The 13,681-nt window shown below is 70.2% G+C and carries 14 protein-coding genes; 2 read left to right on the top strand and 12 right to left on the bottom strand.

All coding sequences use genetic code 11. From position 1 onward, the window contains the following. Together ACWIHT_RS27630 and ACWIHT_RS27625 are read right to left on the bottom strand one after the other, a co-directional pair. A complete protein-coding gene (locus ACWIHT_RS27630; protein WP_456170954.1) occupies positions 1-1,716 on the bottom strand; it encodes a flavin monoamine oxidase family protein in 1,716 nt (571 codons plus the stop codon). A gap of 45 nt (positions 1,717-1,761) precedes the next feature. Then, positions 1,762-2,550, bottom strand: a complete 789-nt coding sequence (locus ACWIHT_RS27625) for a carbon-nitrogen hydrolase family protein (RefSeq protein ID WP_456170953.1) — start codon at positions 2,548-2,550, stop codon at positions 1,762-1,764. 242 nt (positions 2,551-2,792) lie between these two features. Between ACWIHT_RS27625 and ACWIHT_RS27620 the strand changes: the two genes are divergently transcribed. Beyond that, a complete protein-coding gene (locus ACWIHT_RS27620) occupies positions 2,793-3,635 on the top strand; it encodes a DUF1963 domain-containing protein (RefSeq protein ID WP_456170952.1) in 843 nt (280 codons plus the stop codon). Between the two features lie 22 nt (positions 3,636-3,657). Here the strand turns inward: ACWIHT_RS27620 and ACWIHT_RS27615 are convergent, their stop codons facing one another. Genes ACWIHT_RS27615 through ACWIHT_RS27595 form a run of 5 tightly spaced genes read right to left on the bottom strand, consistent with a single transcriptional unit; the run spans position 3,658 to position 9,119 of the window. Then, positions 3,658-5,133, bottom strand: coding sequence for an HAD-IA family hydrolase (locus ACWIHT_RS27615; RefSeq protein WP_456170951.1), 1,476 nt, complete (start codon positions 5,131-5,133; stop codon positions 3,658-3,660). Between the two features lie 43 nt (positions 5,134-5,176). Further along, positions 5,177-6,259, bottom strand: a complete 1,083-nt coding sequence (locus tag ACWIHT_RS27610; RefSeq protein WP_456170950.1) for an ABC transporter ATP-binding protein — start codon at positions 6,257-6,259, stop codon at positions 5,177-5,179. Between the two features lie 3 nt (positions 6,260-6,262). Beyond that, a complete protein-coding gene (locus ACWIHT_RS27605) occupies positions 6,263-7,081 on the bottom strand; it encodes an ABC transporter permease (protein ID WP_093624433.1) in 819 nt (272 codons plus the stop codon). Next, entirely contained in the window at positions 7,066-7,965 is a 900-nt protein-coding gene (locus ACWIHT_RS27600; protein ID WP_399122305.1) for an ABC transporter permease, read from the bottom strand. The genes ACWIHT_RS27605 and ACWIHT_RS27600 overlap by 16 nt, the downstream gene beginning before the upstream one ends. After that, positions 7,962-9,119 (bottom strand): ABC transporter substrate-binding protein, encoded by a 1,158-nt coding sequence (locus ACWIHT_RS27595; RefSeq protein ID WP_456170949.1) that lies wholly within the window; start codon positions 9,117-9,119, stop codon positions 7,962-7,964. The genes ACWIHT_RS27600 and ACWIHT_RS27595 overlap by 4 nt, the downstream gene beginning before the upstream one ends. Before the next feature lie 224 nt (positions 9,120-9,343). Between ACWIHT_RS27595 and ACWIHT_RS27590 the strand changes: the two genes are divergently transcribed. Beyond that, positions 9,344-10,084 (top strand): GntR family transcriptional regulator, encoded by a 741-nt coding sequence (locus ACWIHT_RS27590; RefSeq protein WP_200708890.1) that lies wholly within the window; start codon positions 9,344-9,346, stop codon positions 10,082-10,084. A 19-nt stretch (positions 10,085-10,103) separates the two neighbouring features. On the opposite strand, the gene ACWIHT_RS27585 is transcribed toward ACWIHT_RS27590, so the two are convergent. The 5 genes from ACWIHT_RS27585 to ACWIHT_RS27565 form a co-directional block, all read right to left on the bottom strand. Beyond that, positions 10,104-10,532 (bottom strand): VOC family protein, encoded by a 429-nt coding sequence (locus ACWIHT_RS27585; RefSeq protein WP_456170947.1) that lies wholly within the window; start codon positions 10,530-10,532, stop codon positions 10,104-10,106. A gap of 48 nt (positions 10,533-10,580) precedes the next feature. Next, positions 10,581-11,033, bottom strand: coding sequence for an Lrp/AsnC family transcriptional regulator (locus ACWIHT_RS27580; RefSeq protein WP_456170946.1), 453 nt, complete (start codon positions 11,031-11,033; stop codon positions 10,581-10,583). A 96-nt stretch (positions 11,034-11,129) separates the two neighbouring features. Next, positions 11,130-11,525 carry a hypothetical protein gene (locus ACWIHT_RS27575; protein ID WP_456170944.1) on the bottom strand — a complete coding sequence of 132 codons (396 nt, stop codon included), beginning with the start codon at positions 11,523-11,525 and terminating at the stop codon, positions 11,130-11,132. 15 nt (positions 11,526-11,540) lie between these two features. Further along, positions 11,541-12,065 carry a GNAT family N-acetyltransferase gene (locus tag ACWIHT_RS27570; RefSeq protein WP_456170942.1) on the bottom strand — a complete coding sequence of 175 codons (525 nt, stop codon included), beginning with the start codon at positions 12,063-12,065 and terminating at the stop codon, positions 11,541-11,543. Between the two features lie 88 nt (positions 12,066-12,153). Continuing rightward, the gene (locus ACWIHT_RS27565; RefSeq protein WP_388105538.1) at positions 12,154-13,596 is read right to left on the bottom strand and encodes a GuaB1 family IMP dehydrogenase-related protein; all 1,443 of its coding nucleotides are present in this window, start codon (positions 13,594-13,596) and stop codon (positions 12,154-12,156) included. Between the last annotated feature and the right edge of the window lie 85 nt (positions 13,597-13,681).

The raw sequence follows: 13,681 nt of genomic DNA, 5'->3' as shown, positions 1-13,681 counted from the left end.
TCAGTCCTCAGGCAGTTCGACCGGCGCGAGGTCGTCGTAGACGTCTCCCGGGCCCGGGTTGGTCGGGTCGGTCGTACCGCCGAGCTGGTGCATGACGCCCCAGACCGCGTTCAGCGCGGTCTGGACGGCGCCCTCGGCCCAGCCGGCCGTCCAGGAGATGTCGTCGCCCGCGAGGAACACGCCCCGCTTGTCCGCGGGCAGCCGGTCCTGCATGAAGTGGGTGAACAGGCGCCGCTGGTAACGGTAGTGACCGGGCAGGTTGGCCTTGAACGCGCCCATGAAGTACGGCTCGTTCTCCCAGGAGACGGTCACCGGGTTGCCGATGACGTGCTTCCTGATGTCGACCTTCGGATAGATCTCGCCGAGCGACTTCAGCATGACCTCCATCCGCTCGTTGGCCGACAGCGGCAGCCACTTGAGGCTGTCGTCGCACCAGGTGTACGAAAGGCAGATGACGGCGGGCTTGTCCGGGCCGTCGTCGAGGAGGTAAGTCCCGCGCGTCATACGGTCGGTGAGGGTCATCGACATGACGTCCCGGCCCGTCGGATTTCCCCTGTCGTCGACGGCCTTGTCGAGCCAGAACGGCCGATCGACAGGCACGAACAGCTTGCTGGACTCCATGTAGTGGGTGCGCTCGATCGCCGTCCAGTGGTCGATCGGGAAGAGCGAGTCGTCGCAGGCGATCTTGGAGAGCAGCATCCAGGACTGGGCGGTGAAGATCGCCGCCCGGTAGGTGCGGATGTCGCCGTTCGCGTCCGTCACGGTGATCCGGTTGCCGGCCGTGCGGTGCAGGCGGGTCACGGCGGGGCGGGGTTCGCCGTTCACGTGCAGGGACGCGAGCGAGGTGCCGTAGGGCCAGTGGACGATCTTCTGTGGCTCGCGGTCCCAGAGCCTGAGCGGGAGTTGCTGGGAGCCGCCGACGATGCCTCGATGGTGGTCGTCGGCCTCCGTGTAGACGACGCGCAGGATTTCGAGGATCGAGTTCGGGAAGTCGGTGTCCCAGCCGCCGGTGCCGAAGCCGACCTGGCCGAAGATCTCGCGGTGCCGGAAGGACTTGAAGGACTCGGAGTCGCAGAGGAAGCCGTAGAAGGTCTGGTTGTCGAGTTGCTCGACGAGCCGCGACCAGATCTCGCGGATGCGCGGGACGTCGCGTTCGCGCATGGCGCGGTTCATGTCGGAGAAGTCGGCGCCCTCTTCGAGGCAGGCGTTCCAGGCGTGCATCACATCGCGGTAGACCTGCGGGAGGTCGTCGACGGTGGTCGCGTAGTGCGACTCGCCCTTGAGGTCTACGACCGTCGAAGGGGTCGCCTCCGAAAGGGGGTTGGGGAACGGGCGGGTCTCAAGTCCCACCAGGTCGATGTAGTGCTGGAGGGCGGTGGAGGAGGGCGGGAAGCGCATCGCGCCCATCTCGGCGGTCAGTTCCCCGGTGCCGGGGCCCTCGAAGCCGACGGTGCGCAGCCGTCCGCCGATCTGATCCGCCTCGTAGACGACGGGCTTGAGGCCCATCTTCATCAGCTCGTAGGCGGCGACGATGCCGGACAACCCGCCCCCGATGACGGCGACTTCGGTGCCGTGTTCGGTCGCGGGTATCTGGCCGAGGCCCGCCGGGTGGGCGAGGAAGTCGTCGTAGGCGTAGGGGAAGTCCGGCCCGAACATGGTGATCGGCGGCTGTCGCTCGTCGGCGTGCTGGACGGCGTTGGGCACCGTGGACGTCATGGGGTAGGGACTCCTTGCGACAAAGCTGGTGAGGGAGGCGGGAGTTCAGGCCAGGGACCCGTAGAGGCCGGGGCGGCGGTCCGTCAGATACGGGTTCGCGGCACGGGAGTCGGCGAGGAACGCGGGGTCCACGTCACCGAGGAGCAGTTCCTCGCCGGCGCCCGCCTTGGTGCGGGCGACTCCGTCCGGACCGGCGAGCGTGGAGAGGCCGAAGAAGTCGAACTCCCCTTCCTGGCCGATGCGGTTGATGTACGCCACGTACATCTGGTTCTCCCAGGCCCGCACCGGGACCACGGACTCGGCGACCAGCTGGAACGGAACCATGTTCGCCGTCGGGACGAGCAGCAGGTCGGTGCCGGCGAGGGCGTGGGCGCGGACCGGCTCCGGGAACTCGACGTCGTAGCAGATCATCAGGCCGATGGTCAGGCCGTTCAACTCGGCCTGGACGACGGGCTGTTCGCCGGGGGTGAAGTGGGCGCGCTCGAAGTCGCCGAAGAGGTGGGTCTTGCGGTAGTTCGCGAGGCGGTCGCCGTCGGCGGAGATCAGCTGGGCGGAGTTGTGGACGGCGTCGCCGTCGCGCTCCGGGTAGCCGTAGGCGATGGCCAGCCCGTGGCGGCCGGCGATCTCGGCGACCGTGTCGGCGGAGTCGCCGTCGGCGGGTTCGGCGAGGCGGTCGATGTCGTCGCCGATCGCGTATCCGGTGAGGAACATCTCCGGCGCGGCGAGCAGCGCGGCACCGCCGGCCGCGGCCCGGCCGGCGGCCTCGTCGAGGACCTTGAGGTTCTCGACGACGGAGCCGGGGCGGCCGGAGCTCTGGAGGAGGGCGGTGCGCATGTGGGTTCCTCACCGGTACGAAAGGGTTGAAGAGGCTGAAGAGGTTGAAGAGGCATCTTTCGGGGGCCACCTAGACGGTACGGCCGAGGGGGCGGGCCGGACAAGAAGGAGCCGTTGCGCGCCGGTGAGCGTTTCGTTGCGTGCGGGCGGGGTGGGGCGGCGATTCGTTGCGTGCCTGGTGGGAGCCGGTCGTTCGGGGTGCGGCGGACCCGTTGTCAGTCGTAGGACGTAGGTTTCCGCCCATGAATCCTGAACTGATCAACCGGCTCGCGCCGTTCCGTGCGGAGGCGCTGCGGCGCGGGATACCGCCGCAGGACGTCGAGGGCTGGATCGCCGACGCCCGTCCCTGCGCGACCCTCGTCACCCGTGGGGAAGGGCCGGTCGTCGGCAGGTTCGGCGGGCCGCTGCTGTTGCCGGCCGAGGTCCCCGACCCCTGGTTCCCGTTACTCGCCACCCTCGACTGCGCGGCGCTGCCGGAGGAGGTGACGGGTCTTCCGCTGCCCGCCGACGGCCGTCTGCTGCTCTTCGGCTTTCCCGAGCTGCCGAACTACATGGGACCGGCCGGAGAGGTCGTGTACATCCCCGAGGGGACACCCGTCGAGGAGCGGACCGCGAAGAACAACTACGACTACGAAGACCTCATATGCGAGCAGCTCCCGCAGGAGGAGCTGCGGCTGGCGCCCGATGTCTCCATGGCGTCCCACTTCCTGGCCTGGACCGAGGAGCAGGGCAGGGAGGTCGTCACGCTCCCCGGCCATCCCCATGCCGGGGAGCTGGCCGAGACGTGGGAGCAGACGTACGGCGACATCGTCGTCGACGGACCGCTGCACATCGGCGGGTACGCCTCCCACGAGTGCACGGAGACGGACCCCGTCCTGGACGCCGCCGACGAGGCGAAGGACTCTCGACGGTTCCGGGGCGACACCATGGAGCTGCCCGCCCCCGAGGAGTGGGTGCTGCTCGCCCAGTGGGACATCGGTCTCGACGGCCGGGAGGGTTCCACCCTGCACTGGGTGATCCCGCGCCAGGACCTGGCCGAGCGCCGCTTCGACCGTGCGCATGTGTCGTTCTTCTGGAATCCGTGACAGGGCGAATCCCTGACAGGGCCTACCTGTTGGGCACCGCGAAGACCGTGAGGACGGCCGCGTGGTCCGAGGGCCAGCAGTTGGCGGAGACGTCGGGCCAGGGGGCCGGGGTGCCGGTGACGAAGGTGCGGGAGTCGAGCACGGTCAGGCCCCGGTGCAGGACGTAGTCGATGCGGTCCTGGGGTTCGGGGCGCCCACTGCCGTCCTCGTGCAGAGGGTGGATCGGCGACCAGGTGTGACCGGGGTCGGCGACCGGGTCCGGGTGGGCCTCGCGGTAGCTGTCACGCAGGCCCGCGTCCGCCGCCGCCTTGGTGACCGGCCACTCCACGTCCGGCCAGTCCAGGTGCGAGGGGCTGTTGAAGTCACCGACCAGCACCACGGGGACTGCGTCGTCGGCCACCTCCGCGATCCGCCCGAGGGCATCCCGCATCTGGGCGAGCCGTACGTCCTCGTGGGCGATCAGGTCGGCGGCCGGGAGCCCGTCGAAGGCGGACTCGTAGGGGCCGTAGGGCGTGTAGTCGAGGTGGCAGGTCCACAGGTCGATCTGACGGCCCTCCGCTACGGCGATCCGGACCCCGGCGGCTCCGTAGAAGCCGACGTCCGGGTCGCCGAAGCGGGCGGTGATCGGGTGGCGGCTGATGACGCCGAGGTTCTCGCCGGCGCGGTGGTGGTGCCAGCCGAGCGCCTTGGCCAGTTCCTCGGCCGCGGTGCCGCCGGTCTCCTGGAGGCCGACCACGTCCGCGCCGGTCTCCGCGATGACCTTGAGCTGCTTGGTGCGGTGGTCGTCGACCTTGCTGCCGCCGAGCCAGAGGTTCCAGGTCAACACGCGTAGCTCGTGGGCCGTGCCCGGCGTCACCATCGCGCGCAGGTCCGCCGGGGTGATGCCGGCGAGGCTCGCCCGTACCGTCCGGCCGGGGGCCGTGTCGATCGGCGCCAGCGACGGTACGGCGAGGACCGCGCAGCCCGCCGCCTCGGCGGAGCTGACGCCGGTCTGGGTGTCCTCGACGGCCACGCAGGCCGCCGGGTCGACGCCGAGGGCGCGGCAGGCGGCGAGGTAGGGGTCGGGGGCGGGCTTGGTGGGCCCGGTGTCGTCGGCGGTGACGGAGACGGCGAAGCGGTTCGCGCCGAGGGCGTCGAGGACGGTGTCGGCGACCGCGCGGGGGGACGCGGTGACGAGTGCCGTGGGGACGCCGTCGCGGGCGAGGGCGTCGAGGAGGTCGAGCGCGCCGGGGCGGGGGACGATGCCGGTGCGGACGCGGGCGGCGAACTCCCGGTGCAGTTCGGCCGCGAGATCCGCCGCCGACGCGCCCGTGGTGGTGGCGAGCCAGTCGGCGGTGTGCTCGACCGGGCGGCCGAGCACCTCCGACTGGTCCGCGTCGGTGAGGGTTCTGCCCGCGACCTGCTCCACCGCCTCCCACCACAGCCGCTCGGTGTCGACGAGCGTTCCGTCCATGTCGAACAGGACGGCCTGGAGCGGGAGTTGGGTGTGGGGGGTCACGTTTCTCTCTTTCGGTACGGTTACTACAGGGGCAGCTACGGCCCTACGGGTTGATGCGTTCCGCCACGAGTACCGGCCGTTCCGGCAGTGACACCGTCACCGCGACTCCGGCGCCCAGGGCGGTGGCCTCGTGCGTGGGCAGGTCGGCCTTGACCTCGGTGGAATCGGCGAGCTGAACAGTGACACGAACGACCGCGCCGAGGAAGGCGGTTCCGAGCACGCGCGCGTCACCGGTCACGTCGGCGCGCACGTCGATCGCCTCGGGCCGGACGAGCACGTCCACGTCGGGTCCGGCCGGGGCCTCGCCGTCGACGGGGAGGCGCTGGCCGCCGAGCACTTCGACGACCCCGTCCGCGAGCCGTCCCGGGAGGCGGCTCATCGTGCCGACGAACTCGGCGACGAACGCGGTCGCGGGCCGGCCGTACAACTCGGCCGGTGCGGCGCACTGTTCGAGCTTTCCGGCGCGCATCACGGCGACCCGGTCGGCGATGGACAGGGCCTCTTCCTGATCGTGCGTCACGAAGAGGGTGGTGATGCCGAGTTCCTGCTGGAGGCGGCGGATCTCCTCGCGCAGGGACAGCCGCACCTTGGCGTCGAGCGCCGACAGCGGCTCGTCCAGGAGCAGCACGCGCGGGCGCAGGGCGAGCGCGCGGGCCAGCGCGATGCGCTGCTGCTGGCCGCCGGAGAGCTGGTGCGGGAAGCGCTCGCCCTTGTCGCCGAGCCCGACAAGATCGAGCAACTCGCCCGCGCGGGACCGTCGTTCGGCCGTACGGACCTTGCGCATGCGCAGTCCGAAGGCGACGTTGTCGAGCGCGTTGAGATGCGGGAAGAGGCTGTACGACTGGAAGACCATCCCGGCGTCACGGCGGTGCGCGGGCACGTCGGTGACGTCCTTGCCGTCGACCAACACCTCGCCGGAGGTGGGGTGTTCGAAGCCGGCGAGCATGCGCAGGGCGGTGGTCTTGCCGCAGCCGGAGGGGCCGAGCAGGGCCAGGAACTCGCCGGGGTTGACGGTCAGGTCGAGTCCGTCGAGGGCGACCGTCGGGCCGAACTCCCGGCGCAGGCCCCGGAATTCGACGGTGGCTGCGCTGTCCGTCGTGGTTTTCTCAAGCGTGGTGGCGGTCATGGTTCATCCCCGGGACTTGGCGGTTTTGTCGCGCCCGCCGACACCGGCGAGCGTGAGGAGGAGTGCCCAGGTGACGACCAGGCTGAGCACGGAGACGGCGACGGAGAGCTGGGCGTTGGACCCGCCGACGCTGTAGATCCACACGGCGAAGGGCTGGAAGCCGAGCAGCTGGGCCACGGTGAACTCGCCGAGCACCAGCGCCAGCGTGAGGAAGGACGCGTTGAGCAACGCCCCGCGCAGATTGGGCAGTACGGCCTGCACGAGGGCCTGCGGCCAGCCCGCGCCGCAGCTGCGGGCGGCCTCGACGAGGGTCTTCACGTCGATCGCGCGCAGCCCCGAGTCCAGCGCCCGGTACACGAACGGCAGCGCCATCACGACGTAGGCGAGGACGAGGATGAACGGGAAGCTCGGGTTCTGGATGGCGACGAAGGTCTCGAACAGCGGGGTCCGGGACAGGTAGTCGGGGCCCCACTTGAGGACGGTGGCGATACCGGCGACGAACGCGATCGGCGGCACCACCAGCGGCAGCGAGCAGATCACCTCGACAACCGGGCGCAGCCGGGGCGCTCCGAGTCGTAGCGCGACCATGGCGGGCACCATCAGGAGCAGGACGACGGCGATGGTGGCGGCGGCGAGTTCCAGCGAGAGGACCAGGCTGGAGGTGAAGCCGTCAGCGGAGACGATCTGGGTGTAGGCGTCGAAGGTGACGCCCTCCCCCGGCACGTCGACCGTGAAGATCACCGACGCGGCGAGCGGGACCAGGAAGTACAGGGCGGCGAGGCCGAGGACGACCCACCGCCAGATGTTCAGGCGTCCAGCCATCGCGCGCTCCGTCGTTGCAGGGGCAGGTACACGGCCATGACCAGGCCCGCGACCAGGACCATGTCGAGGCTGAGGGCGAGGGCCACGTTCTCCTGGCCGACCAGCACGTTGCCGGAGATGGCGTCGGCGATCTGGAGGGTGACCAGCGGGATCGAACTGCCCACCATGGCCGCGGCGGTGGCGTACGCGGCGAACGCGCTGCCGAAGAGGAGGACGAACCCGCCGAGCAGCGAGGGCAGCAGCACCGGCAGGGCCACGTGCCGCCAGTACTGCACGCCGGTGGCGCCGTTGTTCGCGGCGGCCTCGCGCCACTGGGTGCGCAGGCCCTCCAGGGCGGGGGTGATGGTGAGGACCATCAGCGGGATGAGGAAGTACAGGTAGACGAGGACGAGACCCGAGAAGCTGTAGAGGTCCCAGCCCTTGTCCTTGAGGCCCAAGTGGGTCGTCAGCACACCGGCGTTGCCGAGGGTGGCGACGAACGCGAAGGCCAGCGGGACACCGCCGAAGTTGGCGAGCACCCCGGAGGCGGTGAGGACGGCCTCGCGCAGCGCGCGGAAGCGGGAGGTGACGACGACCTGCGCGAGCGGCAGGCCGAGCAGGGTGCCGAGGGCGGCCGAGAGGGCGGACAGCTTGACGCTGCCGACCAGCGCGGTGAAGTAGGCACCCTGGAGCGAGTCGGTCAGGTTGGCAGTGCTGTACGAAGTGGCGCCCGTCGTCTGGTTCTTGACGGTGAAGGCGCCGTTCAGCATCGCGATGGCGGGCACCCCGAAGGCGACCGCGACGAACACGAGCAGCGGGACCACGGCTATCCAGCCGGGGACGCGACGCCGCCGCTTCTCGGAAGCGGCGGCGCCGACGTCGGCCCGCGTGAGCGTGGCCGTCATCCGGAGACGGCCTTCGCCCAGCCGGACGCGATGACGGTCTTGGCCTTGGCCTGCTGGTCCTCGGTCGGGAAGGACGGGGTACCGGTCACCTGCGGGAGCTTGGCGGCGGCGGTCTTGTCGAGCGTGCCGGCCGACTCCATGGAGGTCATCAGCACCGGACGGGCGTAGCCCTTGAGCCACAGGTTCTGGCCCTCGGCGCTGTACAGGTACTCCTGCCACAGGCGGGCGGCCGCCGGGTGCGGGGCGTCCTTGTTGATGGCCTGCGAGTAGTACTGCGCGTACTGGCCGTCGGTCGGGATGGTGACCTTCCAGTCGACGCCCTTGGACTTGAACTCGTCGGCGTAACCGGCGTTGAGGTAGTCCCAGTCGATGGAGATGGGCGTCTCGCCCTTCTCGACGGTGGCCGGGGTGGACTCGACGGGCGTGTAGTTGCCGTTCTTCTTCAGCTTGCCGAAGAAGTCCAGGCCGGGCTGGATGTCGTCGAAGGAGCCCTTGTTGGCGAGCGCCGCCGCGTAGACGCCGCCGAAGGCCGAACCCGACTTGGTGGGGTTGCCGTTGAGGGCGACCTGGCCCTTGTACTGCGGCTTCAGCAGGTCCGCGAAGGTGGTCGGACAGGTCTTCACGCGCTTGGCGTCGCAGCCGATGGAGATGTAGCCGCCGTAGTCGTTGAACCACTGCCCCTTCGGGTCCTTCTGGCCCTCGGGGATCTGGTCGAAGGAAGCGACCTTGTAGGGCGCGAGCAGGCCCTGCTGGGCGGCGCTGAGCGCGAAGGAGGAGCCGAGGTCGAGGACGTCGGGCGCACGGTCCTGGCCCTTGCGGGAGGTCACGGCGTTGATCTCGTCCTGGCTTGAGCCGTCCGGGTTCTCGTCCGTGATCTTGATGCCGTACTTCTTGGTGAAGCCGTCGATGATGGCGCCGTAGTTGGCCCAGTCGCGGGGCACCGCGATGATGTGGAGCGTGCCTTCCTTCTTGGCGGCCTTCTCCAGGGCGGCGAGCCCGCCGAAGTCGGCGGCGGAGGTGGCGGTGGCGGCGTTCTTGCCGTCTGCGGTGGTCGACGAGTTGGTGGGAGCGGCGCCACAGGCACTGAGGGCCAGCGCGGCGACGACGGCGAGGGAACCACCCAGGACGGCGTTTCTCGGCGGGGACACGGTCACGGTCTCTCCAGGGGTGCGCACGAGGGTTGAGCGGAGCGGAGAACTTGTCCGACGAACTTGTCTGAACAAGTTGGCCTCAGTACGCCCGGCGATGGTGTCTCGTTGGTAAACATTGGCGAAACCATGGCCCCTTCTTCTCTGCACACTCCTGGCTGACACGGATCACCAAGGGAACTCGACTACGCTGCTCACGCTGTGCACAGTGGTCAATTCGGAGGGAAAGCATGACGGCGCGACACGAGGAGATCGCCGACGAGCTGCGGAAAGCCATCGACCGCGAGGAGTACACAGTCGGCAGCCGGCTGCCCGCGGAGACGGACCTCGCGGCGCAGTACGGCGTCTCGCGCGGCACGGTCCGTCAGGCTGTCGCGGCCCTCACCGCCGAGGGGCTGATCGGCTCCCGCCAGGGCGCCCGCCGGATGGTGCTGGCCAGCCGCCGCAGCCAGAGCTTCGCGGAGCTGCGCAGCTTCGCCGAGTGGGCACGCGCGATGGAGCGCGAGGCGACCGGGCTCGTGGTCGAGCAGGAGTACCGCCCGGCCACCGCCGAGGACGTCGTACGCCTCCAACTCACCGAGAAGGCCCGGGTGTTGCACGTCCTGCGGGTACGCGGCCTGGACGGCGAGCCGGTCCTGCTGGAGCGGACCGTGTACGCCGACTGGATCTCCCCGGCCGTAGAGGCGATCGAACCGGACTGCCCGTCGGTCACCCAACGCCTGTACGACGACACGGGGTTGGTCTTCGCCTACGGCGAGCACGTGATCGACGCGGTGGCGGCGGGCGCGCAGGACGCGGAACTGCTGGGCATCCGCCGGACCAGCCCACTGCTGCGGGTCCGCCGGGTCACAACCACCCGCGAGGGGCGCCCCGTCGAGTGGTCGGACGACCGCTACCGCTCGGACGCGGTGAGCTTCAGCGTGCACAACTCGATAGGGAACAACGCGCTGGCGCGGAAGACGGCGGAGTAGGCCCGGGGAGCCTGGAGGTTCAACCGGCGGCCACGCAGAACTCGTTGCCCTCGGGGTCGGCCATCACCACATGGTGTCCGTCGAACTCCGTGAGCACCCGGCCGCCCGCGCCGACCAGCCGCTCGGCCTCGGCTCTGATCGCGGCCCATCTCTCGTCCGGGCCGCCCCGCACGGGCACCCTGATGTCGAGGTGCAGCCGGTTCTTCGCGGTCTTGGGCTCGGGGACCTTGAGGATGGACAGGCGCGGGCCGACGCCGTCCGGGTCGCAGAGCCAGGCACCGTCGTCCTCGGTCCCGTCGTCCTCCGGCTCGTAGTGGGCGATCCACTCGGCACGGGTGGCGAAGGGAGCGGGCGGTGGCTCGTCGACGTAGCCGAGGGCCGTCTTCCAGAACGCGGCGAGGAGCGGGGCGTCGTCGCAGTCGAGGGTGAGATCGATTCGTGCTGCCATGCCCTCGACGGTACGACCCGGCACTGACAGTGGCCCCGGGAGCAGGCTCTATGTGGGCGAGCCCGACGAGAATCTGCGCAGCAACGGGGACAGGACCAGTACGGACTTCGTCCGTTCCACGAACGGCTCCCCCGCGATCCGCTCCAGGACCCGCTCGAAGTGGCGCATGTCGGCGGCGAAGACCTGGACGACCGCGTCGGCGTCGCCGGTGACGGTGGACGCGGCGACCACCTCCTGGTAGGGCTCCAGGCCTCGTCGGATGGTGTCCGGGGAGGTGTTGTGGCGGCAGTAGATCTCGACGAACCCCTCCGTCTGCCAGCCGAGCGCCGCCGGGTCCACCCGTACGGTGAAGCCGGTGATCGCGCCGGTGGCCCGCAGCCGGTCCACGCGCCGTTTCACGGCGGGCGCGGAGAGGCCGACCAGGTGCCCGATGTCCGCGAAGGAGCGGCGGGCGTCCTCGGCGAGGGCGTGCACGATGCGTTCGTCGAGTTCGTTCAGCACTGCGGGCGGTTCACTTCTCTGCGCTGGCCGGGTGGGAGCGGCGATGGCCGTATACGAAGTAGAACACGAGCCGGACGGCGATACCGATCGCGCCGTTCAGCCCTCGTCCGGGTCCCCCGCGAGGGCCCGCGCCTTCGCCAGGTCCTCCTCGTCGAACCCGATCCGTCCGGGCTGTCCGTGCACCTCCGCCTGCGCGTCGATCCAGCGCGTGTGCGCCTCCCACGCCGCCTGCTTGCTCATGCCGAGCGCGGCCCCGATCTGCGTCCAGGACGCACCGGCCTCGCGGGCCGCGCGGACGGTGAGCTGACGGCCGTAGGCGGCCTTGCGGGCGACGACCTCGCTCAGGGCGAGCAGTTCGAGTGTCTCGGTCCTGTCGAGGGCCTCGGCGTCGCTGCCGAAACCGGCGAGGGACTCGCGGGTGCGGAGTTCGTCGAGGCGGGCGACGGCGGTGAGGAGGGTGTGCTCGGGTTCGATGCTCTGGGGTGTGGTCATGGGTTCAGCGTTGCGTCAAGGCTGCTTGACGTCAAGGGGGCCTGACGCCAGGTCCTTGACCAGGAAGGTGCAGTGGTCGACGTGGTCGTACAGGAAGCCGTCGGCGCCCTCGTACGACCAGCGGTCGTAGTAGTCCGTCAGAGGTTCGTAACCGAGTCGCGCGTAGAGAGCCGCCGCACGCACGTTGTCCTTCTCGACTCCGAGGCCTACGTCCGTGAGCCCCCGCTCCACGGCCAGTTGCTCGGCGGCACGGATGAGCGCCGTACCGATGCCCCGCGAGCGGAGTTCCTCGGGCCACACACCGAGCCCGCCGATCTCCAGGCAGCCGGGCCGCGCGGCTCGTACCTCGCGCGCGTCGCAGCCGGTCCAGCGCAGCTCCGCATGCCCGACGAGCCGCCCGTCCAGCCAGGCGACGAGATACGTGCTCTCGCACCGCTCCTGACGCGCGAACCGGCGGGCGTGGAACGAGGTGGCTCCGGGCGTGCCGATGTACCGGTCGAGCAGCGCCACGTCGTCGGCACCGCAGACGGCTATGTCCATGGCTCCGACAGTAGGCGCCGCCACATGCCGACGGCCCCCGAATTTCCCGGATGCCGGGACAACAGGGGCCGTAGGAAAGCGAGTCGGGTCAGCTCCAGCTGGCGTGCAGGGGCTTGCCCTCCGCGTAGCCGGCCGCACTCTGGATGCCGACGACGGCCCGCTCGGCGAACTCCTCCAGGGAGGCGGCGCCCGCGTAGGTGCAGGAGGAGCGGACGCCCGCGATGATCGAGTCGATCAGGTCCTCGACGCCCGGGCGGGCCGGGTCGAGGAACATGCGGGAGGTGGAGATGCCCTCCTCGAACAGCGCCTTGCGGGCGCGGTCGTAGGCCGACTCGTCGGAGGTGCGGTTGCGGACCGCGCGGGCGGACGCCATGCCGAACGACTCCTTGTAGAGGCGGCCGTTGGCGTCCTGCTGGAGGTCGCCCGGCGACTCGTACGTGCCGGCGAACCAGGAGCCGATCATCACGTTCGACGCACCGGCAGCGAGGGCCATGGCGACATCGCGCGGGTGGCGGACACCGCCGTCCGCCCACACGTGCTTGCCGTACTTCTTCGCCTCGGCGGCGCATTCCTTGACGGCCGAGAACTGCGGGCGGCCGACGCCGGTCATCATGCGGGTGGTGCACATCGCGCCGGGGCCGACGCCGACCTTGATGATGTCGGCGCCCGCCTCGATCAGGTCCTTGACGCCCTCGGCGGCGACGATGTTGCCCGCCACGATCGGGACCTGCGGATCGAGGGCACGCACCTGCCTGATCGCGCTGATCATCGACTCCTGGTGGCCGTGGGCCGTGTCGATGACGAGCGTGTCGACGCCCGCGTCCAGCAACTGCTTGGCCTTCTGCACGAAGTCGCCGTTGATGCCGACGGCGGCGGCGATCCGCAGCTTGCCGTCCGCGTCCACGGCCGGCGAGTACAGCGTGGCGCGCAGGGCGCCCTTGCGGGTGAGGATGCCTGCGAGCCTGCCGTCCTTGTCGACGGCGGGCGCGTAACGGCGGTTGGCGCCGTCCAGTCGGTTGAACGCCTCGCGCGGGTCGATGTCCGCGTCGAGCAGCAGCAGGTCCCGGGACATGACCTCGGCGAGCTGGGTGAAGCGGTCCACACCGGTGAGGTCGGCGTCGGTGACGACACCGACCGGGCGCTGGTCCTCGTCCACGACGACACCGGCGTTGTGCGCGCGCTTGGGCAGCAGGGCCAGCGCGTCGGCGACGGTCTGGTGCGGGGCCAGCCGGATCGGGGTGTCCAGGACGAGGTGACGGCTCTTCACCCAGGACACGACCTCGGTGACGACCTCGATCGGGATGTCCTGCGGGATGACCACGAGCCCGCCCCGCCGGGCCAGGGTCTCGGCCATCCGCCGGCCCGCGATGGCGGTCATGTTGGCGACGACCAGCGGGATGGTGGTGCCCGTGCCGTCCGGGGAGCTGAGGTCCACACCCTGCCGCGAGCCGACCGCGCTGCGGCTCGGCACCATGAAGACGTCGTCGTACGTCAGGTCGTACGGGGGCTGGATGTCGTTGAGGAAACGCACGTGCCGCACATCCCAGTCGATCGAGGTGACCCCCGGACAGGTCAGCCAGGGGGAAGAGCACGTACTTCATTGTCCCATGTCAGGC

Source organism: Streptomyces sp. NPDC002276 (assembly GCF_053891435.1).
Note: the sequence above shows the minus strand (reverse complement) of the source record. Positions and strands in the feature narration are given on the sequence as shown.

Bases quoted from the DNA above. Each gene is read 5' to 3' on its own strand.
- ACWIHT_RS27630 (WP_456170954.1), bottom strand. From the start codon at position 1,716: ATGACGTCCACGGTGCCCAACGCCGTCCAGCACGCCGACGAGCGACAG.
- ACWIHT_RS27625 (WP_456170953.1), bottom strand. From the start codon at position 2,550: ATGCGCACCGCCCTCCTCCAGAGCTCCGGCCGCCCCGGCTCCGTCGTC.
- ACWIHT_RS27620 (WP_456170952.1), top strand. From the start codon at position 2,793: ATGAATCCTGAACTGATCAACCGGCTCGCGCCGTTCCGTGCGGAGGCG.
- ACWIHT_RS27610 (WP_456170950.1), bottom strand. From the start codon at position 6,259: ATGACCGCCACCACGCTTGAGAAAACCACGACGGACAGCGCAGCCACC.
- ACWIHT_RS27605 (WP_093624433.1), bottom strand. From the start codon at position 7,081: ATGGCTGGACGCCTGAACATCTGGCGGTGGGTCGTCCTCGGCCTCGCC.
- ACWIHT_RS27600 (WP_399122305.1), bottom strand. From the start codon at position 7,965: ATGACGGCCACGCTCACGCGGGCCGACGTCGGCGCCGCCGCTTCCGAG.
- ACWIHT_RS27590 (WP_200708890.1), top strand. From the start codon at position 9,344: ATGACGGCGCGACACGAGGAGATCGCCGACGAGCTGCGGAAAGCCATC.
- ACWIHT_RS27585 (WP_456170947.1), bottom strand. From the start codon at position 10,532: ATGGCAGCACGAATCGATCTCACCCTCGACTGCGACGACGCCCCGCTC.
- ACWIHT_RS27575 (WP_456170944.1), bottom strand. From the start codon at position 11,525: ATGACCACACCCCAGAGCATCGAACCCGAGCACACCCTCCTCACCGCC.
- ACWIHT_RS27570 (WP_456170942.1), bottom strand. From the start codon at position 12,065: ATGGACATAGCCGTCTGCGGTGCCGACGACGTGGCGCTGCTCGACCGG.